Origin of the sequence: Bacillus sp. FSL R5-0439 (assembly GCF_038008805.1) — a bacterium.
Taxonomy (GTDB): domain Bacteria; phylum Bacillota; class Bacilli; order Bacillales; family Bacillaceae; genus Bacillus; species Bacillus safensis.
In genome coordinates this window covers 1947700-1973099 of the sequence record NZ_JBBOZW010000001.1, presented here as the reverse complement: position 1 = coordinate 1973099, position 25400 = coordinate 1947700, and the positions used below count along the sequence as shown (strand labels likewise).

Annotated in this window: 33 protein-coding genes; 25 read left to right on the top strand and 8 right to left on the bottom strand. The window is 40.7% G+C overall.

Annotated elements, in window-relative coordinates:
• Window positions 1–15: 15 nt before the first annotated feature.
• Window positions 16–279, top strand: a complete 264-nt coding sequence (locus NST59_RS09955) for a YpbS family protein (RefSeq protein WP_039179417.1) — start codon at window positions 16–18, stop codon at window positions 277–279.
• Window positions 280–556: 277 nt separating this feature from the next.
• Window positions 557–1444 carry a 5'-3' exonuclease gene (locus NST59_RS09950; protein ID WP_058837920.1) on the top strand — a complete coding sequence of 296 codons (888 nt, stop codon included), beginning with the start codon at window positions 557–559 and terminating at the stop codon, window positions 1442–1444.
• Between the two features lie 203 nt (window positions 1445–1647).
• Here NST59_RS09950 and NST59_RS09945 read toward each other — a convergent pair whose 3' ends face one another.
• From NST59_RS09945 to NST59_RS09935, 3 genes are read right to left on the bottom strand one after another with little or no spacing between them, the layout of a single operon-like run.
• Window positions 1648–1773 carry a small, acid-soluble spore protein L gene (locus NST59_RS09945; RefSeq protein WP_126681666.1) on the bottom strand — a complete coding sequence of 42 codons (126 nt, stop codon included), beginning with the start codon at window positions 1771–1773 and terminating at the stop codon, window positions 1648–1650.
• A 42-nt stretch (window positions 1774–1815) separates the two neighbouring features.
• Window positions 1816–2211 (bottom strand): reverse transcriptase-like protein, encoded by a 396-nt coding sequence (locus NST59_RS09940; RefSeq protein WP_039179411.1) that lies wholly within the window; start codon window positions 2209–2211, stop codon window positions 1816–1818.
• Between the two features lies 1 nt (window position 2212).
• Complete coding sequence (locus NST59_RS09935) at window positions 2213–2902, bottom strand: queuosine precursor transporter (RefSeq protein ID WP_041085802.1); 690 nt, start codon at window positions 2900–2902, stop codon at window positions 2213–2215.
• 94 nt (window positions 2903–2996) lie between these two features.
• Here NST59_RS09935 and NST59_RS09930 point away from each other — a divergent pair, with 94 nt between their 5' ends.
• The 3 genes from NST59_RS09930 (at window position 2997) to NST59_RS09920 (ending at window position 4204) form a co-directional block, all read left to right on the top strand.
• Window positions 2997–3668 carry a ribonuclease H family protein gene (locus NST59_RS09930; RefSeq protein ID WP_126681667.1) on the top strand — a complete coding sequence of 224 codons (672 nt, stop codon included), beginning with the start codon at window positions 2997–2999 and terminating at the stop codon, window positions 3666–3668.
• A gap of 1 nt (window position 3669) precedes the next feature.
• Window positions 3670–3852: a zinc-finger domain-containing protein gene (locus tag NST59_RS09925; protein ID WP_024422748.1), complete on the top strand. Its 183-nt coding sequence runs from the start codon at window positions 3670–3672 to the stop codon at window positions 3850–3852.
• Window positions 3853–4021: 169 nt separating this feature from the next.
• Window positions 4022–4204, top strand: coding sequence for a hypothetical protein (locus tag NST59_RS09920; RefSeq protein WP_039179402.1), 183 nt, complete (start codon window positions 4022–4024; stop codon window positions 4202–4204).
• A 51-nt stretch (window positions 4205–4255) separates the two neighbouring features.
• Here the strand turns inward: NST59_RS09920 and cspD are convergent, their stop codons facing one another.
• On the bottom strand, window positions 4256–4456 hold the full coding sequence (gene cspD, locus NST59_RS09915; RefSeq protein WP_024422747.1) for a cold-shock protein CspD: 201 nt from the start codon (window positions 4454–4456) through the stop codon (window positions 4256–4258).
• 263 nt (window positions 4457–4719) lie between these two features.
• Between cspD and NST59_RS09910 the strand changes: the two genes are divergently transcribed.
• Complete coding sequence (locus NST59_RS09910) at window positions 4720–5421, top strand: AIM24 family protein (RefSeq protein WP_144464542.1); 702 nt, start codon at window positions 4720–4722, stop codon at window positions 5419–5421.
• A gap of 33 nt (window positions 5422–5454) precedes the next feature.
• Here the strand turns inward: NST59_RS09910 and NST59_RS09905 are convergent, their stop codons facing one another.
• A complete protein-coding gene (locus NST59_RS09905) occupies window positions 5455–6606 on the bottom strand; it encodes a diglucosyl diacylglycerol synthase (protein WP_024422744.1) in 1152 nt (383 codons plus the stop codon).
• A gap of 227 nt (window positions 6607–6833) precedes the next feature.
• Window positions 6834–7742 (bottom strand): homoserine O-acetyltransferase MetA, encoded by a 909-nt coding sequence (gene metA / locus NST59_RS09900; RefSeq protein ID WP_039179396.1) that lies wholly within the window; start codon window positions 7740–7742, stop codon window positions 6834–6836.
• Between the two features lie 139 nt (window positions 7743–7881).
• On the opposite strand from metA, the gene NST59_RS09895 reads away from it, so the two are divergent.
• The 12 genes from NST59_RS09895 to NST59_RS09840 all read left to right on the top strand — a co-directional run bounded on the left by NST59_RS09895 (window position 7882) and on the right by NST59_RS09840 (window position 18739).
• On the top strand, window positions 7882–9564 hold the full coding sequence (locus NST59_RS09895) for a formate--tetrahydrofolate ligase (RefSeq protein WP_126681669.1): 1683 nt from the start codon (window positions 7882–7884) through the stop codon (window positions 9562–9564).
• A gap of 74 nt (window positions 9565–9638) precedes the next feature.
• Window positions 9639–10121 carry a glutathione peroxidase gene (locus NST59_RS09890; RefSeq protein ID WP_041085791.1) on the top strand — a complete coding sequence of 161 codons (483 nt, stop codon included), beginning with the start codon at window positions 9639–9641 and terminating at the stop codon, window positions 10119–10121.
• 1 nt (window position 10122) lies between these two features.
• The gene (locus tag NST59_RS09885; RefSeq protein WP_039179389.1) at window positions 10123–10746 is read left to right on the top strand and encodes an HD domain-containing protein; all 624 of its coding nucleotides are present in this window, start codon (window positions 10123–10125) and stop codon (window positions 10744–10746) included.
• A 30-nt stretch (window positions 10747–10776) separates the two neighbouring features.
• Complete coding sequence (locus NST59_RS09880) at window positions 10777–11913, top strand: conserved virulence factor C family protein (RefSeq protein WP_095408826.1); 1137 nt, start codon at window positions 10777–10779, stop codon at window positions 11911–11913.
• A 307-nt stretch (window positions 11914–12220) separates the two neighbouring features.
• Window positions 12221–13897 carry a dihydroxy-acid dehydratase gene (ilvD, locus tag NST59_RS09875; RefSeq protein WP_024422739.1) on the top strand — a complete coding sequence of 559 codons (1677 nt, stop codon included), beginning with the start codon at window positions 12221–12223 and terminating at the stop codon, window positions 13895–13897.
• 81 nt (window positions 13898–13978) lie between these two features.
• Window positions 13979–14413, top strand: coding sequence for a BrxA/BrxB family bacilliredoxin (locus NST59_RS09870; RefSeq protein ID WP_039179382.1), 435 nt, complete (start codon window positions 13979–13981; stop codon window positions 14411–14413).
• Between the two features lie 66 nt (window positions 14414–14479).
• Window positions 14480–15268 carry a class I SAM-dependent methyltransferase gene (locus NST59_RS09865; protein ID WP_144490262.1) on the top strand — a complete coding sequence of 263 codons (789 nt, stop codon included), beginning with the start codon at window positions 14480–14482 and terminating at the stop codon, window positions 15266–15268.
• A 284-nt stretch (window positions 15269–15552) separates the two neighbouring features.
• A complete protein-coding gene (locus NST59_RS09860) occupies window positions 15553–16170 on the top strand; it encodes a YpjP family protein (RefSeq protein ID WP_059377775.1) in 618 nt (205 codons plus the stop codon).
• Window positions 16171–16188: 18 nt separating this feature from the next.
• On the top strand, window positions 16189–16716 hold the full coding sequence (locus tag NST59_RS09855; RefSeq protein WP_047203262.1) for a phosphatidylglycerophosphatase A family protein: 528 nt from the start codon (window positions 16189–16191) through the stop codon (window positions 16714–16716).
• A gap of 103 nt (window positions 16717–16819) precedes the next feature.
• Complete coding sequence (locus NST59_RS09850; protein ID WP_041085780.1) at window positions 16820–17614, top strand: thymidylate synthase; 795 nt, start codon at window positions 16820–16822, stop codon at window positions 17612–17614.
• Entirely contained in the window at window positions 17611–18096 is a 486-nt protein-coding gene (gene folA, locus NST59_RS09845) for a type 3 dihydrofolate reductase (protein WP_059377778.1), read from the top strand. The genes NST59_RS09850 and folA overlap by 4 nt, the downstream gene beginning before the upstream one ends.
• Before the next feature lie 19 nt (window positions 18097–18115).
• Window positions 18116–18739, top strand: a complete 624-nt coding sequence (locus tag NST59_RS09840; RefSeq protein ID WP_059377780.1) for a lysophospholipid acyltransferase family protein — start codon at window positions 18116–18118, stop codon at window positions 18737–18739.
• Window positions 18740–18775: 36 nt separating this feature from the next.
• Here NST59_RS09840 and trhA read toward each other — a convergent pair whose 3' ends face one another.
• Both trhA and NST59_RS09830 read right to left on the bottom strand, forming a co-directional pair.
• Window positions 18776–19414, bottom strand: a complete 639-nt coding sequence (gene trhA, locus NST59_RS09835; RefSeq protein WP_024428144.1) for a PAQR family membrane homeostasis protein TrhA — start codon at window positions 19412–19414, stop codon at window positions 18776–18778.
• Window positions 19415–19428: 14 nt separating this feature from the next.
• Window positions 19429–20382 (bottom strand): sigma 54-interacting transcriptional regulator, encoded by a 954-nt coding sequence (locus NST59_RS09830; protein WP_144494333.1) that lies wholly within the window; start codon window positions 20380–20382, stop codon window positions 19429–19431.
• 181 nt (window positions 20383–20563) lie between these two features.
• Between NST59_RS09830 and ilvA the strand changes: the two genes are divergently transcribed.
• From ilvA to ypmT, 7 genes are all read left to right on the top strand, one after another.
• Window positions 20564–21832 (top strand): threonine ammonia-lyase IlvA, encoded by a 1269-nt coding sequence (ilvA, locus tag NST59_RS09825; protein WP_025093104.1) that lies wholly within the window; start codon window positions 20564–20566, stop codon window positions 21830–21832.
• Window positions 21833–21868: 36 nt separating this feature from the next.
• A complete protein-coding gene (locus NST59_RS09820; protein WP_024422728.1) occupies window positions 21869–22120 on the top strand; it encodes a YpmP family protein in 252 nt (83 codons plus the stop codon).
• Window positions 22121–22307: 187 nt separating this feature from the next.
• Window positions 22308–23150, top strand: a complete 843-nt coding sequence (locus NST59_RS09815) for a DegV family protein (protein WP_126681674.1) — start codon at window positions 22308–22310, stop codon at window positions 23148–23150.
• A 23-nt stretch (window positions 23151–23173) separates the two neighbouring features.
• Window positions 23174–23764 (top strand): SCO family protein, encoded by a 591-nt coding sequence (locus NST59_RS09810; protein WP_058838899.1) that lies wholly within the window; start codon window positions 23174–23176, stop codon window positions 23762–23764.
• A 69-nt stretch (window positions 23765–23833) separates the two neighbouring features.
• Window positions 23834–24595 (top strand): SGNH/GDSL hydrolase family protein, encoded by a 762-nt coding sequence (locus NST59_RS09805; RefSeq protein ID WP_058838922.1) that lies wholly within the window; start codon window positions 23834–23836, stop codon window positions 24593–24595.
• 10 nt (window positions 24596–24605) lie between these two features.
• Window positions 24606–25172 (top strand): YpmS family protein, encoded by a 567-nt coding sequence (locus NST59_RS09800; protein WP_064497492.1) that lies wholly within the window; start codon window positions 24606–24608, stop codon window positions 25170–25172.
• 24 nt (window positions 25173–25196) lie between these two features.
• Window positions 25197–25394: a protein YpmT gene (ypmT, locus tag NST59_RS09795; protein WP_064497491.1), complete on the top strand. Its 198-nt coding sequence runs from the start codon at window positions 25197–25199 to the stop codon at window positions 25392–25394.
• Window positions 25395–25400: the final 6 nt, after the last annotated feature.

Here is a 25400-nt window from a genome sequence, read left to right as displayed (position 1 = left end):
AGCAGTTGATAAAAAATGACGAGCGTACATGAAGAGATTTCCGCACATTCACAAAAACAGAATGCTCATATCAAGTCGTTTCTTGCGCTTGAGCAGAAAAGAGAGCAGGCAATAGAGACTGCTGTTTTCAAGTGTGAGCAAAACGAACCATTTACAACTGACGATATCAATGCGATTACTTCGAAGATGAATGAGCTTGCACGAGGCGGTATTGTTCCGCTGCGTAAGCATGTTACGATTGATATGGTTAAGGAGTATGTCGAACGAAAACAGAAGTAAAGAGTAACTTTCTCTTTTTTGGTCATCTTAACAAGTGAACAGAGAAAGGGGAATGATGATGGAAAAAAAGCAGCATGCAAAAAAGCAGGATGAGCGTAACCCGAAACAAAAAGAGATGCCATCCTACGCAGAAGCAGAATCGAAAAAAATGCAATACGGTCAAAAATAATCCAAAGGTGCCACTTCTTTTCCAAAAGAAGAGGGCGCCTTTTTTATGTCGAATTCTATGTTCTGTGATAGAATAGGAGTATTGTTTTGAAAAAGGGAGTTTATAAGAATGAATAAACACGTACTGCTTGTTGATGGCATGGCGCTTCTGTTCAGATCGTTCTATGCAACGGCTGTCCATCGCAATTTTATGATAAATGATCACGGCGTCCCGACGAATGGAGTAAATGGCTATTTGAAGCATTTATTAACTGCTGTTCAGACATTTGAGCCAACTCATATTGTTTGCTGCTGGGATATGGGAAGCCAAACATACCGAAATGAATTGTTTCAAGATTATAAAGCAAATCGAGGAGAGGCACCTGTCGAGCTCATTCCGCAATTCGATTTAGCAAAAGAAGCGACAGAGGAGCTAGGAATTGTAAACGTTGGTTTAAAGGGATTTGAGGCAGATGATTGTATCGGTACGCTGGCAGCAGTCTATCAGAATGAAGCACGTGTGACGGTTCTAACTGGCGACAGAGATTTGCTGCAGATATTGAATGAACAAGTGACTGTTGCTTTGATGCAAAAAGGAATCGGGAACTATAAACATTATACAAAAGCCTTATTTGAAGAGGAAATGGGCATCTCTCCAAAGGCGCTGATCGATATGAAAGCACTTATGGGGGATTCAAGTGACAATTACCCCGGCGTGAAAGGAATCGGAGAAAAAACAGCATTAAAATTTATTCAAACATATCAAACCATTGATGGATTATTAGAAAATGTTCATGAACTAACTGCCGCACAGCAAAAGAAAATGCAAGCAGGATTAGAAGATTTGAAGCTCTCCCGTCTATTGGCAGAGATCAAATGTGATGTCCCGCTGAGCTGTCCAATTGATGAGACGAAGATGAACATCAATCAAGAACGGGCTGCTGCCATGCTGAGATACCATCAAATCAAAGGAATTGAACCGATGGTGAATCGATTAAGTAAAATAGAGATCAGCTAAGCCGATCTCTCAGCGTAAAGACAAACCCTCGCATTCGTTGTCAGGTCTGCGCTCCGGTGCTCACGAATGTCAAATTCGCTCCGCTCCGGTACTCGCCCTTCCTAGACTGCAAAGGTTTTCTATCACGCTGAAAAGAAGACAAAGGACTAAAATAAAAATCATTTTAGCCCTTTGTTAGAGATCAGCTAAGCTGGTCTCTAAGGTCATCTTTTTGTATTGCTTTTCTTCGCTCTATTTTCGAGCTGAGATAGTGGCTGCTTATCTTTTGTTTGCGCATCACCTTGAGGGGTTGTCCCACTTGTGACACGACCTTTATTCTCTTTATCCAATCAGTATCACCTCATACATTAGCATAACCGAAAAAAAGCGATTCATCCTTTAGAAAGGTGAATCGCTTTTCTAGCGAGCTGATCAGCTACTTGATTTTCCTTGCTTGGAATCCACTTAATGAAAAATAAATCAAACTGCCGTTGAAGCTCGATCATCTCTTTTATAAAAGGCTGAAAGGCTGGATTTTTAGCAAATCCTGCATTGGCCGCACGGTCAACTACCTGTGAATCTGTTCGAAACGAAACGGAACGCAGTCCTTTTTCTACGCAGATTTTCATCCCTTCAATGAGAGCGGAAAATTCTGCTTCGTGATTGCTCATTGATCCGAGAGGAATCGAGAAAGATTCTGCCTTTCCATCATATTTAATGAAAATGCCGATACCAGAAGGACCTGGATTTCCTGCGCTAGCACCATCAATGTATATTTCAGCTGGCAATTTATTTCACCCTTTCATCAAGCGGAACCATTCTTTTCGCTGCATACGCATATGGTGTCCCAATCGCGGCGACGATAAATTTAATCACATAAGTCGTGATGAAGATTTCGATCCATACATGAAATGGATAGGTGCCAAGAAAGGCAATGGTTGTGAAGATCAGTGTATCAAGTAGCTGGCTGATCATCGTACTTCCAGCGTTGCGCACCCAGAGCGCACCATCGGAAGGAAATATCCGGCGAATAAACGAATATACATAAACATCTAACATTTGACTGATGATATAAGCAGCAAGACTGCCAAGTGCGACCCTTGGCATAAAGCCAAATATCGTTTCGAGCGATGTTTGAGAAATGTCGGATGGAGCGGGATGGAAAAGCAAAGCCTCCTGCATGACAACGGTTAACGTTAAAAGGGTGGCAAAGCCAATCCAGACAGCTTTCCTCGCTTCATTTTGTCCATATTTTTCATTCAATACGTCCGTTGCAAAGAACACACTGCCATATAAAATGTTTCCAAGTGTTGCCGTTAAGCCAAACAATTCAACGGTTTTGACCACTTGTAAATTTGCAGCAACCGTCGCAAAGCCAATCCAGACGAAAAGGCCCATCTTGCCAAATCCTTTATAAAATAGAAGAACAATGATAAAATTAATGATCGCAAATAAGATCCAAATACCTTCATTAAACAAGTGACATGAACTTCCTTTCTCATTGTAAAATGTAACTTTTTGATTATAGCATAACGAACGTTTACCTTAAAAGCACGGGAAGGCGATGTGATCAATGAAATTAAGAGCACACTATACAATGAAAGTGAAATCGATTGGGTCCATTGCTTTTTTCCAAGAAGATTGGATGGAGCTAAAAGAGGCCTTGCTTTTAGCCAAACATATCGATAAAAAAGAACCACAGTCCCTCCTATCATTTGAAGACGAAAAAGGGGCGATGTGGTCTATTAAAGAACTTGAAAAGCTAAATGAAGAACTAAAGCTTGAACCTGATCAGCTTCAGGTCTATTTTGATGCAAGTTTTCACAAAGAAACAGGCGACTCTGGCCTTGGGGTTGTCGTCTACTATAAGCTCGGAGAAGATGCTTATCGTTTGAGAAAAAATCAGTCCTTCCAAGGAATCACCAATAATGAAGCGGAGTATGCAGCTTTATTTGAGGCAGTAAAAGCTTTGAAAGACCTTGGGGCAAGCAGAAATTCTGTCACGATTAGAGGCGATTCACTTGTTGTCATGAATCAATTAAAAGGAGAATGGCCTTGTTATGATGATATACATAACAAATGGCTCGACCGGATTGAAGCGGCTTTAAAGGAGCTGAGGCTTACGCCAACATATGAAGTCATCGATCGTAAACAAAATGCAGAAGCGGATCAGCTTGCAAGGCAGATACTTGCAGACGTCCCAATTGAAAGTAAATTGAAATTAGAAGCAGACGGAGCTGAATAATGTGGATAAAAAAACAGCAGTACAAGAATTGACGGATCTCCAAGACACGTATTGTTCAGATTGCTTGATTAAGAAGCACTTTCGAAAAGAATATGGCAAAAAATACGCCCACTCCTTTTGTATTCAGCAATGCACAGTAGGAGAGAAAATAAAAGAATACGGACAGACGCTGCTTAAAAAGTAAGCGGCTGCCCCGGTTTTCCTTACTCAAACATCCGCTCGTGAAAAAAAACGGATAGAATGTGTTAAAAAAGAACATATTCTGAAAAATGAGCCGATATAACTATAGAAAGTTTTGGTTGAGTTACTTTTTGACTAAGTGACGGATAATAGAGGAAAAGGGGAAGGCCGGCATGAATAATAAGGATTTCGAAACGGTATTACATCGAACATTTCAAGAGGTATACAGCGATCTAGAGCAGCTAGTAGATGTAGCAAAGAAGGGAAGACCTTTTCTCGAAAAAGATATTTCTGAAATTGAACAACGACTGAAGCAAAATATTTTAGCCATTGAAATTCAGCTGAAAATCAAATAAGAGAGGCATATGCCTCTCTTTATTTTGTCGTTTCATCATTGATTTAGTTGATTAAAGTTTTGTTACGTTTGCAGCTTGAGGTCCACGATTACCTTCAACGATTTCAAAAGAAACTTCTTGTCCTTCTTCTAAAGACTTGTAGCCGTCACCTTCGATAGCTGTGAAGTGAACGAATACATCGTCTCCGCCTTCAACTTCAATGAAGCCGAAACCTTTTTCATTATTGAACCATTTTACTTTACCGTTTTGCATATTGCTTTTTCCTCCTAGTACTGTAGCACACCTTTTGGGCATACTAAAAAAAATTTTCATCACCTAACGACTTTACAGTTGTTAAATGATGGTTCCACTATACACCATCAAAAGTAACGCGTCAAGCAGGCGAGCCAAATTTTGAGCAGAATGTTTGATTTTTTTGTTTTTTTGGTGAATAACAATGAAAAATAAAACGTCCTTTTCGGAACCTAACGTGCAGCTTGTCCGTATATAAAAAAAATACAGAAAGAGGTGCAATCATGAATCGTTATACACTTGAAGAATTTATTCAGAATACGCAGCAAGAAGATAAGGGAGAAGGGGTCTTTGAACTTGAAACATCAAGGCTTCTAGAAATTAATTTGACTGACACCATTTGGGCAAAAACAGGTTCCATGGTTTCCTATCGAGGGAAAATCAAATTTGAACGTGAGGGTGTTTTTGAGCACGGCGTCTCAAAGATGTTCAAAAAAATGCTCTCGGGAGAAGGCACCTCACTAATGAAGGCGACAGGTGATGGGAAATTATATGTGGCAGATCAAGGCAAAAAAATCTCAATTCTCCGTTTGGCCCAAGGGGAATCTATTTTTGTGAATGGAAACGACCTGCTCGCATTTGAACCGTCTGTCCGCTGGGATATCAAATTGATGAAAAAGGTATCAGGCATGCTTGCAGGCGGATTATTTAATGTCAAATTAGAAGGGCCTGGCTTAGTTGCAATCACAAGTCATTATGAGCCGCTGACGCTCATTGTTCAGCCTGGTGACTCTGTTTATACAGATCCGAATGCGACTGTTGCGTGGTCAGGGGATCTAAAAACTGAATTTGTGACAGATGTTTCCTTTAAAACCTTTATTGGCAGGGGAAGCGGAGAGTCCATTCAAATGAAGTTTAGCGGAAGCGGCTTTGTTGTCGTTCAGCCGTTTGAAGAAGTATACACAACAAATGGAAATCAAGGGTAAAGAAAAAGGTGTCCGTCAATGACGGACACCTTTTTATGATAATGCGCGAGCATATGTTTTGTTATTCATGATGAGATCTGACTGCTCGACGATATCTTCCAAAATGGTTTGAGAAGATTGTTTTAAGTGCAGTTTTTTCATGTTTTGTTTCATTGTTTCTAATTTTTCTTCGTCCTGCAGCAAGTTGGTCACAGATTCTAAAATGTCTTCATGTCTGTTAATGACAATAGCAGCGCCATAATCCTCGAAGAAAAGAGCATTTTCTTTTTCTTGGCCAGGGACAGGCTTGTAAAGAATGACTGGGACACCGATTGCAGTTGCTTCTGTTAAAGTAATGCCGCCTGGTTTTGTAATCATACAATCTGTTACTCTGAACAATTCATCAATTTGTTCCACATATCCAAGCGCCTTCAATTGATCTGGGTGTGCCTGCTCAAGAACGCTAAGCGATTGTTTCAGTGCGGCGTTCTTTCCGCATACAACAACAATTTGTACTTCACTGTCGAGAAGCAGCGCCTCACATAATTCCTTCACATTTTTTAGTACACCGTGAGCACCGGCCATGATAAGAAGTACTTTTTTGTCGGATGATAATCCATATTTTTTATAGATCATCGATTTTGGCACGTCGGCTTCAAACTGTGGTCTAATAGGAATACCTGTCACTTTGACATCGCTTGGATGTGTGCCGATTTCCACTAATTTCTGTTTCACATAATCGGTTGCAACATAGTATCGGTCGATGTTTTCATGTACCCAAATCTTATGGAGACAAAAATCGGTCATGACATTAAAAGTCGGAATCACTTTACCTGTTTTGTTTCGATATTCTGGTACAACAATCATCGGGAATGTAATAATGATGATATCTGGATTGTGTAACTGAATTAATTCATCGAGACGCTTATTTCCCATCTTTAAATAAATGTTAAATTTGCGTTTATTGTAAATTTTATCAACACCGTAATAAAACAAGCGATAAAATTGTTTCCCAATGGAAAAGCTCTTCAAGTATAAATATTGAGTCACTTCTGACACAATGGGATTCGATTCTTGATACAAATTAGAAACTACAACATGTTCAAATCCTTGGGATTTGCATTCATCATACAGTGTTTTTGCTACCTGCATATGTCCATTTCCATAATTTGCGGTCAAGATTAATATTTTTTTATTGGTATTCAAGAATATTCACCTCAAATGTAATCAACAACAACAAAACTTCGTACGAAACTATTAATCTCATAGGTCTACATATACATAAAGATAACATATAAACAGTTAGAGCATATCATTCGTTACGAAAGAATTAAACTAATTTTAAAAAACAAACAGATTCAATTGATAATGGAAGACAGAGCCATTTGTATTTTAACACATTTTGACGATTTATCATCAGACCACAGTCTATTTTATTCCCAAACGTATGGTGTTTCTTGATAAACATAATAATTAAGCCAATTCATAAACAACAAGGTTGCATGGGCTTTCCAGCGATTTACTGGGATTAATGTGTCACCATCTTCTATAAAATAGTGGACAGGTTTTTGGACTGTATCATCTTTCAACAAATCTCTTTCATATTCCTGCATCAATGTATCTGTATCATACTCAGGGTGTCCAGTTAAAAATACTTGTTTATCATCATCTGAAACAATTAAACAAACACCTGCTTCTTCAGACATACTCAAGACTTTCAAATTCGGCGTGTTTTTTAATTGTTCTGTATTAATATCTGTATGCCTAGAATGTGGGACATAGTATACTTCATCAAAACCTCTGACTAATCTTTCTTTTTTCTCTTTCACAATATGCTCAAATACGCCAAATTTTTTCTCGGGAAGCTTGATTTTTTCAATCCCGTAATGGTGATATAAACCTGCCTGTGCACCCCAGCAAATATGAAGGGTAGATGTCACATTGGTTTTACTCCAGTCCAAAATGTCCTGCAGCTCTTTCCAATAAGAAACTTCTTCAAAAGGTAAGTGCTCAATTGGTGCGCCAGTGATGATCATTCCATCAAATTTTTTATGGCGAATCGATTCAAAGGTCGTATAAAATTCATCTAGATGCTCTCTCGACGTATTCTTCGGTGTATGTGTACTTGGAATCAAAAACGTAAAGTACACTTGTAAAGGAGAATTTCCGAGCATTCTCAGCAGCTGCGTTTCAGTTTGTATTTTTTTTGGCATTAAATTTAAGATCACGATATTCAAAGGACGGATATCTTGCTTGAATGCCCTTGTCTCATCCATGACGAAAATATTTTCGCTCTCTAGTATTTGTTTTGCCGGCAGATGAACTGGTATGTTAATAGGCAACTCGCCACCCCCTGAACCAAAGCTAATTTCACTTCATTATAGGAACTTTCTGGCGATATTTCAATGTTTCAATTATGTTACAATGAAAAATAGAGCAAAAAAGAATGCTGTTTCTGTAAAAAAAGGAGGCCGTTTTGTTATGATCACAAAGCATTTATCAGATATTGACATTGCCCAAAAGGCTAAGCTAAGACCAATTCAAGACATCGCAGCAAAGCTGCAACTACATGACGAAGAATTAGAATGCTATGGTTTCACAAAAGCGAAAATATCTTTGACTATTTTTGACCGTTTAAAGGAACAAAAAGAAGGACACGTGATTCTTGTCACTTCCATCAACCCAACGCCAGCAGGTGAGGGGAAATCCACGGTAACAGTCGGCCTTGGTCAAGCCTTCGAAAAAATTGGCAAAAAAGCGATCATTGCGATGCGTGAGCCATCATTAGGTCCTACAATGGGGATTAAAGGCGGGGCAGCGGGCGGAGGATATTCACAGGTGCTGCCAATGGAAGAAATCAATCTTCATTTCACAGGAGATTTTCATGCCATTACATCTGCACATAACGCCTTATCTGCTTTTATTGATAACCATATCCATCACGGAAATGAACTCGGCATCGACACGCGCCGCATTGTATGGAAGCGAGTGCTTGATTTAAACGATCGTGCATTAAGACAAGTCGTTGTCGGACTTGGCGGTCAGTTAAATGGGTATCCTAGAGAAGACGGATTTGACATTACAGTTGCTTCCGAAATGATGGCGATCCTCTGTTTAGCAGAAGACTTATCTGACTTAAAAAAACGTCTTTCTTCTATTGTTGTTGCCTATAATCAAGAAGGCGAGCCAGTCACAGTGGGAGCACTTGGATATGAAGGTGTCCTGACGTTACTTTTAAAAGACGCACTCAAGCCGAACCTGGTTCAAACGATTGAAGGAACCCCAGCACTTGTCCATGGCGGTCCTTTTGCCAATATTGCACATGGATGCAATAGTTTAATTGCAACCAAAATGGCAGCAAAATTAGCTGATTATGTCGTAACAGAAGCTGGATTTGGAGCAGATCTTGGAGCAGAAAAGTTCCTTCACATTAAAACAAGAGCTGGTGATTTCAAACCTGGTGCAGTTGTCATTGTGGCGACAGTGAGAGCATTAAAGATGCATGGCGGAATGAAGAAAACCGAACTCAAAGAAGAGAATGCACACGCCGTATTAGAAGGTATACATAATTTAGAAAAGCATATTGAAACCGTGCAAGCTTTTGGTCTTCCATATATTGTCGCGGTAAACCGTTTTATTACGGATACAAAAGAAGAGATTCAAGCGATAGAAGATTGGTGCGGCAAACATGGCCATCCAGTTAAAGCCGTGAATGTATGGGAAGAAGGAGGCGAAGGCGGGACAGCTCTTGCAGAGGAACTAGCGGAACTCATTGAAAAGAAAAAGAACAACTTTACCTATTTGTATGAAGCGAACGATTCCATCGAAGAAAAGTTATCTAAAGTGGCCAAAGTGGTTTACGGGGCAGATGGGGTCACGCTCACATCCAAAGCAAGAAAGCAGCTGGCTGCCATTGAGGAAAACGGCTGGGCTCATTTGCCGGTTTGTATGGCAAAAACACAATATTCTCTTTCGGATGATCCAGCTTTAATCGGCAGACCTAAAGGCTTTACCATTACGATTCGCGAGTTAAAGCCATCTGTAGGAGCAGGATTTATTGTGGCCTTAACCGGAAGCATTTTGACAATGCCTGGATTACCTAAAAAACCTGCGGCTCTCGAAATGGATTTATTAGAAGACGGCAGTGTGACAGGACTCTTTTAAACGGGAGCATAAAAAGCGATTTTCTAAAAGAAGCATGTTACGATAGGAAAAAGTGAATCCTAGGAGGCTATGAGATGTCAATTTATGATATTCAGGTCAAGACCATTAACGGTCAGGAAAAATCGATGGCAGATTACAAAGGAAAAGTGCTCATTATTGTAAACACAGCAAGCAAATGTGGACTGACTCCTCAATTTAAACAATTACAAGAGCTATATGATCAATATCATGAAAAGGGCCTTGAAATTTTAGGATTTCCGTGTAACCAATTTATGAACCAAGAGCCAGAAGGAGAAGAAGCCATTCAAGAATTCTGTTCTTTGAATTATGGAGTAACCTTCCCTATGTTTGCGAAAGTAGATGTTAATGGCGAAGAGGCGCACCCGCTGTTCAAGCATTTAACAAGTGAAGCGAAAGGTGTGCTTGGGACAAAAACAGTGAAATGGAATTTCACAAAATTTATCGTTGACCAAAACGGAGAAGTCACTGAACGCTTCTCTCCAAAAACGCCACCAAAAGAATTAGAAAGCTCAATCATCGCTCTGTTGGACAAATAAGATGCTGACAGTCATGCAGCGAAAACAATTGGAGGCAGCTGCCTCCTTTGTTTCAGACAGGCTGAAGGATGAACCAACTGGACACGATGCGGCTCATGTTGCTCGTGTGCGCCAGCTTGCCGTCCGTATTGCACATCAGGAAGGCGGCTCTTTCTTTATCATCGAAATGGCGGCAATTGTACATGATGTCATTGATGAAAAGCTGTCAAGTGAATGGAAAGTCACTAAGGAGCAGCTTGAGCACCAGCTCCTTTTGTGGGAATTGGATACGAGGGATATCCGCTACATCATGGACATCATTACAACGATGTCTTTTCGTCACCGGCATAAGCAGTTTAGGCCGATGACGTTAGAAGGGACTATTGTTCAAGATGCGGATAGGCTGGATGCGATAGGAGCAAGCGGTATCGCTAGAGTGTTTACGTATGCTGGCGCAACAGGTGAGCCCCATTATACAAAGGACACGCAGCAGGGCTCTGTGCTAAAGCATATGGAAGAAAAACTGCTCAAATTAAAAGACTTGATGAACACTCGTGCAGGGAAGCAGCTTGCTGATGAGCGGCATGAATTGATGAGTTTATTTATCAAGAAATGGAAAGAAGAATGCGGCCTTACAGATGAGTAGGGTCTTTATGTGTGTAAGGAGGATATATCAATGAAAATAACAGCCATAGAACCGACGCCAAGTCCGAATACCATGAAGGTTATTTTGACAGAAGCACTTGCCGGCGGTAAAAGCAACAACTACAAAAAGGATCAAAAAGACGAAGCCCCAGAAATGATCAAGCGTATTTTAAGCATTGAAGGTGTAAAAGGGGTTTATCATGTCGCAGATTTCTTAGCAGTCGAGCGAAATGCAAAGTTTGACTGGCAGGGTATTTTACAGCAGGTCAGAGAAGCCTTTGGACAAGAAACAGAAGGCCTTCAGGAAGGATCGCAGTCAGGCGATGACACATTTGGTGAAGTGAAAGTGTTTGTCCAAATGTTTAATGGGATTCCGATGCAGGTCAAACTGTCAGACGGTGAAAGAGAAGAGCGGTTTGGCATGCCTGAACGTTTTCAAGCAGCCATTTTAAAGCTTAGAAGCAGCTCAGACAATGTCGTGTTTGAACGTGTGTGGAAAGAACACGGCGTTCGTTTTGGGGAATTTGCTGATATCGGTCAGGAAGTCACAGAGGAGCTGCAAGCAGCCTATGATGATGAGCGTTTAGCCCGATTAACAGAGGCAGTAAAAGAAGGGCAGGAAGCTGTAGATAGACAGGTGAACCGAAAAGCATATGATGTAACAGAAGACATGCTGCAAGAGGAAGATTGGAAAAAACGTTTTGCCCATTTAGAGCAAATGCAGCCAGAGCAAAAGGATATACCTGTTTTAATGAAAGCAATGGAGGATCCAAAAACGTCTATTCGCAGACAAGCCGTTGTGAATGCTGGCATGATTGAGGATCCTGCTATTCTGCCTATTTTATATAAGGGGCTCGAGGACAAAACAGTGACAGTCCGCAGAACGGCTGGTGACTGCATTTCTGACCTTGGTGACCCTAGTGCTATAGCAGCCATGATCGCAGCATTAAAGGACCCGAGTAAGCTCGTCCGCTGGCGTGCAGCGATGTTCCTTTATGAAGAAGGGGACGAAACGGCACTTGAAGCATTAAAAGAAGCAGAGCAAGACCCTGAGTTTGAAGTCAGTCTTCAAGTCAAAATGGCGATTGAGCGCATTGAGCATGGAGAAGAAGCGAAAGGCTCTGTGTGGAAGCAAATGACAGAAAGTAGAAAGAATGCATCAGAATGATGAGAAAAATGAACAAGCTGCCAATGAAAAGCAGCTTGTTTTTTTAAAAAAGATAGACAGAAAAATTTTTTTAGAAAAATTATTTTGAATATTGTTGAAATATGCGAAAAAACTCTATATAGTAGTACCAATATAGAATATTGGAGGTCAGATTTTATGACACGAATCTTGCTGAGCGCTTGCTTCAGCAGCTATGTTAGTCATCAGTCATTCATAGGTGGCTAAATAAACAGAAAATTTGTAAAATAAAATCAACTCAAAATCATGCAGTCAACAAGACTTGTAGTATAGGAGGCTTTTTAAACAGATGGCAGAACTACGCAGTAATATGATTAAACAAGGAATCGACAGAGCACCTCACCGAAGCTTACTAAGAGCAGCGGGGGTAAAGGATGAGGATTTCGGCAAGCCATTTATTGCCGTATGTAATTCCTATATTGATATTGTCCCAGGACATGTCCATCTTCAGGAATTCGGGAAGATTGTGAAAGAAGCCATTCGTGAAGCTGGCGGCGTTCCATTTGAATTCAATACGATTGGCGTCGATGATGGAATTGCCATGGGTCATATCGGGATGAGATATTCATTGCCAAGCCGTGAAATCATTGCTGACTCTGTAGAAACCGTTGTATCTGCTCATTGGTTTGATGGAATGGTTTGTATTCCTAACTGCGATAAAATCACACCAGGAATGATGATGGCAGCGATGCGCGTGAATATCCCGACTGTTTTTGTGAGCGGCGGACCGATGGAAGCGGGTAGAACAAGTGATGGCAGAAAAATCTCTCTTTCTTCTGTTTTTGAAGGTGTTGGTGCATACCAGTCAGGTAAAATCAATGAAGAGGAATTAAATGAATTAGAACAGTTTGGCTGTCCAACCTGCGGATCTTGTTCAGGTATGTTTACAGCTAACTCAATGAACTGTTTGGCAGAAGCACTCGGGATTGCTCTTCCTGGAAATGGAACAATTTTGGCGACATCACCAGAGCGAAGAGAATTTGCGAAGAAGTCTGCAAAACAACTCATGGAGCTCATCAAAAAAGATATTAAACCACGGGATATTGTCACTGAAAAAGCAATTGATAATGCATTTGCATTAGATATGGCTCTTGGTGGTTCAACTAATACTGTTCTTCACACATTGGCGATTGCGAATGAAGCAGGTGTTGAATATTCACTTGAACGTATCAATGAAGTAGCAGAACGTGTGCCTCATTTATCGAAACTTGCTCCAGCTTCAGATGTTTATATTGAGGATTTACATGAAGCAGGCGGCGTTACAGCCGCACTAAATGAATTGTCTAAAAAAGAAGGCGCTCTTCATTTAGATACAATGACCGTTACTGCGAAAACGCTCGGCGAGAACATTGCGGGACATGAGGTAAAAGATTATAACGTCATCTATCCAATTGACAAGCCATTTACTGAAAAAGGCGGCTTAGCCGTTTTATTTGGAAACCTTGCGCCAGATGGAGCCATCATTAAAACGGGCGGGGTACAAGACGGGATCACACGCCATGAGGGACCTGCGATCGTATTTGAATCCCAAGAAGAAGCCCTTGAAGGCATCATTAATAGAAAAGTAGAAGCAGGACATGTTGTCATCATTCGCTACGAAGGACCTAAAGGCGGACCTGGCATGCCTGAAATGCTTGCACCTACTTCACAAATCGTCGGTATGGGACTTGGACCAAAGGTTGCTTTAATTACAGACGGACGTTTTTCCGGCGCTTCTCGCGGATTGTCTATTGGACACGTCTCACCAGAGGCAGCTGAGGGCGGCCCGCTTGCCTTTGTTGAAAATGGTGACCATGTCGTTGTCGATATCGAGCAGCGCATTTTAAGCGTAGATGTTCCAGAGGAAGAATGGGAAAGAAGAAAAGCAAACTGGAAAGGCTTTGAGCCAAAAGTAAAAACGGGTTATCTTGCTAGATATTCAAAACTTGTGACATCAGCTAATACAGGCGGAATCATGAAAATTTAATCTGATATCGAACATTTGAAAATTGGCTCTCTCTATAGTATCCTTTATTCACAACATAAGGATTATAGAGGGGGCTTTTTTATGTCAATGGCATATGAAGAATACATGCGGCAGCTCGTTGTACCGATGCGTCAAGAGCTGACAAGTGCAGGATTTCAAGAACTAACAACGGAAGAAGAAGTAGAACAAACGATGCAAGAAAGAGAAGGAACGACATTTGTGGTTGTCAATTCTGTATGCGGGTGCGCTGCCGGATTAGCACGTCCAGCTGCTACTCAAGCTGTGATGAAGGCAGAAAAAACGCCAGATCGAATTGTCACAGTTTTTGCTGGCCAGGACAGGGAAGCAACGGCAAAAATGAGAGAATACTTCACAGGCGAAGAGCCATCGTCTCCATCTATGGCACTTTTAAAAGGAAATGAACTTGTTCATTTTATTCCGCGTGACGAAATTGAAGGTCATGAAATGGAAGACATCATGAACAACGTCTTATCTGCATTCGAAAAACATTGCTAATACACATGTTGAAATGTCCTGTGATCAAATCAGGGCATTTTTTCATGATCATGATGGAGGAACCGCATGCTTATCACAACAAGCTTTAGAGCAAATGAACAAACGATTGAAACAGCAAAAGCCCTTGCAGAGGATTTACACGGCGAGTATGTAGAGAGGCGCAAACAATCTGTCAAGCAGCTTGCGATAAAACGAGGAGACGTCCTTGTTGTGGGGAAAGAAAGATTCGAATGGTATCAGCCAAATGGTGAAAAGTTTTTCTTTCATCCAAGCTCAGCAATGTTCAGGGTGAAGCGGCTCATGCGCGGAGAAAAGGATCCTTTAATCGAAGCCGCGCAGCTTCAGCCTGGCGATTCCTTTTTAGACTGTACGCTTGGCTTAGGATCAGATGCCATTACAGCCAGCATGCGAGTAGGTACGAATGGAAGGGTCGTTGGTATCGAAAAGAATCCCATGACAGCATTGCTAGTGCGAGAAGGACTAAACACATGGGAGACAGGGTTAAGAGAAGCAGATGAAGCGATGAAACGGATATCTGTTGTAAGTGGAGACAGTATCGAGCAGCTAAAGAAGCTCTCTGATGGTTCATTTGATGTCGTCTATTTTGATCCGATGTTTGAGGAGACAATTCAAGAATCTGCAAGTATCGCTCCGCTACGTCATGCAGCAGAGCACCACTTTGACAACGAAATAGCCGTCCAAGAAGCACTGAGAGTGGCGAGAAAAAGGGTAGTTTTAAAAGATCATTGGAAAAGCACCCGATTTCTAGCAGATTCCTATCAATTTCACATTTTAAAACGAAAAACAGCTCAATTTCATTATGGATATATTGAGAAAGAAAAAAGCCCTCACTAATAGACAATACTTTGAATTCCTTGTCAATCATCTAAAAAAGCCCTTATTCAGGGCTTTTAATCTGTAATCTCCATATAGACAAAATAAAATAACGTCAGCAAGGAAGCCGTAATGAAAAACCCTTCAAGCATACCCATTCCTCCCAAATTTTAGTCGCCTTTGCTACCATTGTAAACGTTTTATTATGAAAAAGAAAGTCTCAAATCGATGGCCAAATTGAATGACTGAAAATTCATTATATGCTAGAATAGCAGTATGATAACTTATGGAAGGAATTAGATATCATGAAGATGTGGATGAGAAAAACGCTTGTTGTGCTCTTTACGATTGCAACTTTTGGTTTAGTCTCTCCTCCGTCGGCTTTGATGACAGACAAGCCTTCTGAACTTTCTTCATCTGATAAAACGCCTTATACAGCTGTTTATGATACATCAGATGAAATGCGCAGCTGGGAACTAACGCAAGAGGAAAGCAAAGAGCAGACAGATCCCTTTGAGCAATATAAGCAAGAGGTGCTGTCAAATGCAGAAAATCAATCCTTTCTCAAATTTGGCCGTAAAATCACACCTGTCATTGAGGACGAGTACAGAGAAGAGATTCAGCCGAAGATTGAACAAGTGTTAACCGACTATTTAACAAATTTCAAAGATGACGAAAAATTTCAAGATGTTGTTTTAACTGATCAGCCTTCAAGCGGAAATGGCGAAAAAATCTTCCACATTTACAACCGCAAGACCGGAGAAGATTTGCTCCGTTTCCATGTCAGAAGAGATCAGCCGCCTCACAGCGGATATTGGTTTAACTTTCATTACCATACAGCAGAAGATGGATTCCAGACGCATCATGAACTCGGTAATATTTACTGGGATAAAAACACCCCGCCGAGCTGGATGAGCCACTAGAAGGAGATGTCATGCCAATTGAAAAAATATACAATGAACGAAATGGTGCAGATTACAAAACAAATGTTAAACGACCGCGGAGTGAAAATTGAAGATATCGCACACATTGTGCTGAAGCTCCAAGAAAAATATCATCCAAACCTTCCACTTAGTGTCTGTATTGAAAATGTTGAAAAAGTGCTGAATAAAAGAGAAATTGTCCATGCGGTTTTAACAGGACTTGCCCTTGACCAGCTGGCAGAACAAAAGCTTTTGCCAGAACCTTTACAGCACTTAGTTGAAACAGATGAGCCGCTATATGGAATTGATGAGATTATTCCGCTTTCCATTGTCAATGTATATGGATCAATCGGTTTGACCAACTTCGGTTATTTAGATAAAGAGAAATTTGGTATTATTCGTGAATTAGATGAGGGCCGTCCAGGTGAAGTGCATACTTTCCTTGATGACCTAGTCGCTGCACTTGCCGCAGCAGCTGCAAGCCGCATTGCTCACTCACACCAAGATATTAAAGATGAAGAGCAGGAACGAGTGAATCAAGTATAAAAAGAAAAACATGTCTGCTCATCATGCAGGCATGTTTTTTTGGTTTCAACAAAAGCAGAAATAAGGTAAACTACAACAAGAACATAAATAAAGGATGAAAAAAATGAAACAATACAAAGAGTTATGCCGTCATGTATTACAGCACGGGGATGAAAAAGGTGACAGAACGGGTACAGGTACAATTAGCACGTTCGGTTACCAGATGAGATTTGATTTACAGGAAGGATTTCCTCTTTTAACAACAAAGAAATTACACCTGAAATCAATCATTCATGAGTTGCTTTGGTTTTTAAAAGGTGATACAAATGTCAAATATCTTCAAGAAAATGGTGTCCGGATTTGGAACGAATGGGCAGATGAAAATGGAGAGCTGGGCCGTGTGTACGGAGCGCAGTGGAGATCATGGGCAAGTGGAGACGGCGAGACCGTGGATCAGATCACAAAGCTGATTCATGATATTGAGCACAATCCGAATTCAAGACGACTGATCGTCAGTGCTTGGAACCCGGGGGAAATTGATCAAATGGCGCTGCCTCCTTGTCATTGTCTGTTTCAATTTTACGTATCAAACGGGAAGCTTTCCTGCCAGCTATATCAAAGATCGGCAGATATCTTTTTAGGCGTGCCGTTTAATATCGCTTCATATGCTCTCCTAACGATGATGATTGCTAAAGTCACAAATCTTGAGCCAGGCGAGTTTATTCATACACTTGGAGATGCTCATATTTACCAAAATCATCTTCCGCAGGTGAAAATGCAGCTGGAGCGCGAGGAACGCACGCTTCCTAAGCTTCGCATCACAAGGGATGTAAAGAGCATTTTTGATTTTACGTTTGATGATTTTGTGCTTGAGAACTATGATCCGCATCCGCATATTAAAGGAGAAGTCAGTGTATGATTTCCATGATTGTGGCGACAGGAGAAGACAGAGTCATTGGTCAAGATAATCAAATGCCTTGGCATTTACCCGCAGATTTAGCGTATTTTAAAAAAGTCACAGGCGGACATACGATTGTCATGGGCAGAAAAACCTTTGAATCGATTGGACGAGCGCTGCCTAACCGCCGAAACATTGTGCTGACCACAAGTTCTTCTTTTAAAGCAGAAGGATGCGAGGTTGTTCATTCAATTGCTGACGTTTTGGCAATTGCGGAAAGCGAGACAGAGCTATTTATTATTGGCGGGTCTAAGCTGTATGAGGAGATGATGCCATATGCGAATCGTCTCTATATCACGCACATTCACCATGCGTTTGAAGGAGACCGTTATTTCCCGTATTACAATGAAGACGAATGGACGATTGTATCACGCGAAAAAGGCCATCGTGACGAAAAGAACCCCTACAATTATGAATTTGTCGTCTATGACAAAAAAGGATAAGTGAGTAGGAGGAGTACGGTTGTTTCGTTATTGGTTTTTAACGATTTATGTTGTTGTATCCTTTTTAAAAAGTATGAGGCATTTGTACGATCATGAATTAACGGATCCACGCATTTCCTATACGAAACGAATGCATCTCATTCATGAGCATGCAAAAAGGTTTGCCCGGGGATGTATTGATCAATCAGGATCAGTCATGACCATTCATCAGCAAAAGAAGCTGCCAGACTGCCCGGTTATTTATGTCACAAAAGAGCTGAATCCAGTCACGACGACATTATTGATCGGCCACCTTGAGCAGCCAGTTGCTTTTATGGCAAAGCCGAAGCTCTTTCGGTATCCGATTTTAAAACAATGGTTGAAAAAAATGGCGGTCATTCACCAGAATCAAACGGATGAGGTTTTATTAGAAGAAGCAAAGGAAAGAATCATGTCTGGGCAGAGTCTACTGCTTTCAGAAGAGTATCGTCATATTGCAGAGGCGCTTGCTGAAGAATTCGATTGTCCGCTTGTACCGATTGAAACGAGCGGAACGGATCGTCTTTTAATGGGGAAGTTCGTGAAGAGAATGCGTCCTGTTAATGTCGATATTCATATTAAAGCTCCTGTCATGATCAGTGATTACGCACAAAAGCGTGCATAGAAAAACCAGCATCCGAATAGTGGATGCTGGTTTTTTTCATGCAGCAGGAATGTTTACGCAATAGAATAAAATACAGAAGAACATCGATGCACTGCCGCCGAGAACAAAGCTGTGCCAAATCGCATGGTGATAGGGGATTTTCCGCCAAATATAAAAGATGGTTCCGACTGAATATAATATGCCGCCTAACAGTAAGAGTCCAAATCCTGCACCTGTTAATTGGATATAAAGCGGTTTGATGGCAATGATAATCATCCAGCCCATTAATAAATAGACGAGGGTAGATACGATTATAAAGCGTTTGACGAAAAAGATTTTAAAGACAATCCCACCAGCAGCAAGCGCCCATACAATCGCAAGGAGCGTATAGCCGAGTGCACCTTTTAGTGGTCCAAGTAAAAAGGGTGTATATGTACCAGCAATCAATACATAAATAGCCGAGTGGTCGAGGATTTCAAAAATATCTTTTGTTTTTTTGTGCCGAATGCTATGAAGCAAGGTTGAACTTAAATAGAGCAGCAGCATGGATGCGCCAAATATCGAAAAGCTGATAATATCTGTGACTGTGCCGTATTGAACAGCGAATAAGACGAGAAACACAATAGCTGGTATGGATAAAATAACACCAATGCCATGTGTAATGGCGTTTGCAATTTCTTCTTTTACAGTAAACAATGGATGTCCTCCTTTTATTGAACCGGTATATAACCATCAAGTGACTTCAGGAATGAAAGACCTTCAAGTGTAATCTTCGTTCCGGCCCTGCCTTTTCCTTTCGTCACGTATGCTTTTTTCTCAAGATCATCTAAGCGGTTTCTCACCTGCTGAGGGGTGAGCGGAATGTCTCCTTGCTTGCTTAGTTCAGACAAGATGCGTCTGCTGGCTGCTTCTCCTTTTTCATTGAGAGATTTAATGGCTTCCAGCAAGAAAACAAACTCTTGTTTTTCCATTAGTGTGAGCTGGTGTTCTTCCTTTTTACCTTTTACGGCTGAGGGAAGAGGTGCTAACACAAAGGGAGGTAAATGATGTAAAAATACCGTGTGACCCTCGAGTATGGACGCAGCGTAATGAACGATATTTTTGAGCTCTTGCACATTTCCTTCAAATGGATACTGCTGCAAGGCTTCCCAAACACTTGGATCAATGTCAGGAGCCATGTTCAGCTCTTGAAAGAAAGCATTTGTTAATACAGGAATGTCTGTTTTTCGTTCAGCTAAAGCCGGAAGGGCCAAATGAAGAACATTCAAACGATAAAACAGCTCGGGTAAAAAGGTAGAAGAAACCCTGAGTGCCTCTATTGATAAAGACGAAGAAGCGATTACTTTTGTTGCAGGTGATGTTTCTAGTAAGTGAATGACCTTGTGCTGCATAGGAATACTTAATGCGGCGACCTCATCTAAATAAAGAATTTGATTGTTTTTTTCTGTGAAGGCTTTCTGTAAGATTTCTTCATTCAAGATGGGGCAATACATGTGTGTCATTGCTGCGTTCGCCATTTCTTGGGCAAATAGTGTTTTGCCTGTGCCTGTGTCTCCTGTTATTAAGACCGGCTGTTCGTTTTTCGAAAATTGTTTTGCCAGATGAATGGCATGCTTGATGTCTTGATGATCTCCATATATAGACGTGAACGATTGTGTGGCCATGAGGTGGTTCCTTTCTTTGTGGTTCTAATTGGTTCAATTGTAACACCCAATTAAAACAAATGTACAGGAAAACGAGAAAGTTTATAAAATTTATGATGGATCCGTGATCTATTGGTTTATTTTTTGAATATTCATGTTATAATGACAAATTAAATAAGGTTAAAGAGAAAGGATCTTGTACATGAAACCGTTGCTCAAAGAAAATACGCTAATTCAAGTGAAAGACATCTTAAAAGCCCATCAAAATTTGAAGGATGTAGTCATTCATACACCACTTCAAAAAAATGAGCGACTTTCTGAACGATATGAATGTAATGTCTACTTAAAAAGAGAGGATCTTCAAGTAGTTCGTTCCTTTAAATTAAGAGGCGCTTTTAATAAAATGAGCCAACTTCCAAAAGATAAACTAGAAAATGGCATTGTCTGTGCAAGTGCTGGAAATCACGCGCAGGGTGTTGCCTATTCTTGTAAATATTTAGGCATCCACGGGAAAATCTTTATGCCTGCTACGACGCCAAGGCAAAAAGTATCCCAAGTGGAGCTGTTCGGAAAAGAATATGTTGAAATTATTTTAACCGGAGATACGTTTGATGATTCGTATCATGAAGCCGTAAAATGCGGAGATGAAGAAAAGCGCGAATTTATCCATCCGTTTGATGATTTGGATGTGATGGCAGGACAAGGAACGACTGCTGTCGAAATATTAAACGATATCGAAGTGGAGCCTCACTTTTTATTTGCAAGTGTCGGAGGTGGAGGTCTGTTATCTGGTGTTGGTACATATATCAAAAATATCTCACCAGAAACCGAAATCATTGCAGTCGAACCGCTTGGCGCAGCTTCACTGCATGCGTCACATGAGAAGGGCGAGGTTGTGACACTTGATTCGATTGATAAGTTTGTAGACGGAGCAGCGGTTCAGCGGATTGGCGAAAAGACGTTTACATCGCTTCAGTCTGTTGTCGATAAAATCAGTCTAGTACCAGAAGGGAAAGTATGTACAACAATTTTGGAGCTGTATAATCAATGTGCGATTGTAGCAGAACCGGCAGGCGCATTGCCGATCGCAGCATTAGATGCCCATCGCGAGGAGATTAAAGGCAAAAATGTTGTCTGCATTGTCAGTGGAGGAAATAATGACATCGGCAGAATGCAGGAAATCAAAGAACGCTCAATGATCTATGAAGGGCTTCAACATTACTTTATTGTCAATTTCCCGCAAAGAGCAGGAGCACTTCGAGAATTTTTAGATGAAGTGTTAGGACCAAATGACGATATCTCACGCTTTGAATATACGAAAAAGAATAACCGAAGCAAAGGCCCTGCGCTTGTTGGCATCGAATTGAAAGAAAGAGATGACTATGCCGCGCTGATTGAGCGGATGGACAAAAAAGGCTTCCACTATGTTGAAGTGAATAAAGATCAAGATTTATTCCACCTATTTATTTAGGCTTAACAGATAATTGGAAAAGAGGATTGATCGTTTGTGCTGCTCAAAACAATATGTTTTAGACGGATGGATGGAGCTCAGATCAAGGTAACAGAAGTCCCTGTTCTAAAGGGAGATGAGACGTATCGTTTTATGCTCACCTTTAGACTTGAAGCTTTCTTGAAAAAAGTCTATGTATCTAAAGGAAAGAGAGCTGTGTACTCTTTCAGAGAGGATGTGAAACGTAACGTCAAGTGGAGCACATATGAACAGATCTATCAGGAGCCTACACTGAAACACAATGCGTAAGCAGGAATCTTTGTCAAAAGGGGGAAGCAGCCATTTTGAAATGGCTGCCGCTCAGTTTGGCAAGGATTTTTTTCGTGACAAGAAGAAAATGTGACAATTTCAAAAACGTTAGGCCAGTTGTTTTCAAGTGTGCAGGAAATAAGGTAATATCATAAGTAAAGACTAAGACAGCAAGGATGAGACGATAGTGAAACAAATTAAAATTGTAACAGATTCAACTGTGGACCTTCCGCAAGAGAAAATCAATGATCTTTCCATTCACGTGATTCCGCTCAATATCTCCATTTCTGGAATTGATTATATTGACCGAGTGAATATACAGCCAGATGAATTTATTGAAAAAATGGAGGCCGCTGAGGAACTGCCGAAAACGTCTCAACCTGCGATCGGTCAATTCGTCGAATTATATGAAAAGCTGACGGCAGATGGAAGTGAAGTGATCAGTATCCATTTAACTGGTGGGATGAGTGGTACTGTTCAAACTGCTGAAAGCGCTTCGAAAATGGTAGATGGAAACATCACGGTGATTGATTCGAATTTTATTTCCTATGGATTAGGATTTCAAGTCATCAAAGCAGCAGAACTAGCCAAAAAGGGTGCAGGCCGTGAAGACATTATCACAGAATTAGATAAAATCCGACTTCAAACAAAGCTATATGTCACAATCGATACATTAGAAAATCTCGTCAAAGGCGGCAGAATTGGAAGAGGAAAGGCGCTGATCGGCTCACTACTTCACATCAAACCAATTGCCAGCTTAACAGACGGGGTATATACGCCAGAAGCGAATGTGAGAAGCTATTCTGCGCTTGTCCGTCATCTGACAAAACAGTATGTACAGGCGGTGAAGGGAAAAACAGTTCAAGCCATTGGGATCGCACATGCAGATGCATTAGAACTCGCTGAAAAGCTAAAAAAAGCGCTGCTTGATCATACACCTGAAGCACTGATTGACATCGCCTACACAACACCGATTATTTCGTGTCATACCGGAAAGGGCGCAATAGGCTTTACTTTTTATACCGATTGATGGAAAAAGGGGATGGGCATATCATGGATAGAAAAAGGGGAGCCTCACTTGGTGCGCTTATGATCATAAGCGTGCTTCTTTTAGTCTCATGTTCAAATGGACAAATCAAAGATGCGTTAAATTATCAAATAGAGCCGTTTGAGTTTGAAAACCAAGATGGTCAAAAGGTGTCATTGGAAGATTTGAAGGGGAAAGTATGGGTAGCAGATTTTATTTTCACAAGCTGTGAAACGATCTGTCCGCCGATGACCGCTCATATGACAGAGCTGCAAAAACGAATAAAAGAAGAAAAATTGGATGCGCATATCATTTCCTTTAGTGTGGACCCAGAGGTCGATTCACCGAAAAAGCTAAAAGAATTTGCAAAAGCCTATCCATTGTCCTTTAAAAATTGGGATTTTCTCACGGGGTATTCACAGTCAGAAATCGAAAAATTCGCAATGAAAAGCTTTAAGACCATTGTCAAAAAACCTGAAGATGAAGACCAAGTGATTCATCAGTCCCTGTTTTTCCTTGTTAATCAAGAAGGGAAAGTGATGAAAAATTATGATGGCGTGCAAAACACACCTTATGATGACATCATCAAGGACATCAAAACGCTGAACCGAAGCTAGCATAAGGATGTTCAAATGGGCGAAAACATGATACACTTTTTTAATCAGAAAAAGGAGGGACATCATCGTTTGAAGGCTCGTTTGATTTTGATTGTGATGTCTCTAGCTTTTGTTCTTTCTGCATGTTCCGCGCAAGAGGCTGGCATAAAGGATAAACTAGAAGACACACAAAACGTAAAAGAACATATTACCATCGCAGCGGTTGGAGATTCCTTAACAGAAGGAATCGGAGATCAAGATAAAAAAGGCTATGCAGGCATGACCCGTGACAAGATAGAAGCGGTCGACGGCGTGCAATCTGTCACATTAAAAAACTATGCCATTAAAGGCAGTAGAACAGTAGATTTGTTAAAAAGATTAAAAGAAAAAAAGGTGCAGGACGGACTGAAAGACGCTGATTATATTTTCTTTACAATCGGCGGGAATGATCTCATGCATGTTGTCCGTCAAAATGTGCTTAATTTGACGTTTGCTCCTTTTAAAAAAGAGCAGGGTCCTTTTGAGGAGCGCTTTAAAACCATTCTTGCTCAACTGAGAGAACAGAATGGCCATGCGAAAATTATGTATGTCAGCATGTACAATCCTTTTAAGTTCAGTTTGTCTGAGCTGCGAGATATTGATGAAGTCGTCAAAGACTGGAATGCCGCTGCCAAAAAGGAACTCAAAAAAGACGGCAATGCGGATATGATCAACGTAGCAGATTTATTTGAAGAAGGTTCTGATGAAAAATTACTGGCAGATGATGATTTCCACCCAAACCAAAAGGGGTACTCTCTTATGGCAAATCGTTTATTCTCCGAAGTGAAAAAAGAAGGACTGCCGAAGGAATAGGGTGAAATAGATGAAAAAATGGAAAAGCTTATTTTTTATTTTACTTGCAATCAATCTATTGATTGTGATTGCCTGCGGTATTTTAATGCTGCTGCCAGGCGGTCAATCCGCTTCAACCAAAAAAGTGAAAAGCGAATATGCTTTTAATATATCCAGCTCAAAAGAATCGCTCACCAGCTTTGTGAATGATTATTTGAAAAATCAAGGATCAAATGATATGCCAGACTTTCATGTAGCGATCGATCAAGATGTGAAAGTAACAGGCGCAATTAAAGCTTTCTCTTCAACGATTGATGCAAACGTCTCATTTACGCCAACTGTTGAAGATAATGGTGATGTGCTTTTGAAAGTGGATGACTTTTCAATTGGACAATTGAGCATTCCAATTAGTTTTGTTTTAAGCTACATGGGTCAGTTCTATGAGCTGCCAGAATTCGTTCATGTAAAACCAGATCAAAAAACGGTTGAAGTGCGCCTTTCTGAAATGCCGCTGACGAATGATATGTATGTCAAAGCGAACAAAATTGATCTACAGAACGATGAAATTGAATTCTCATATTATCATCCAAAGCAATAGAACGTGTGAGTCAGGAGTGAAATCATGAAGCGAGTCTATCAATATTTTAGTTTACTGTCGTTTTTATTTGCTGCGTACTTTGGCATAACAGCTGCCAATGCTTTAAAAGCAGAAAATATCGATCAGTTTTACTTAAATATTGCCTACTGTGCATTATTTCTAGGCACGATGATTCTTACTTTTGATTTTCAAAAGCAAGAAAAAGCTGAAGATGTCTCGTAAGGAGCC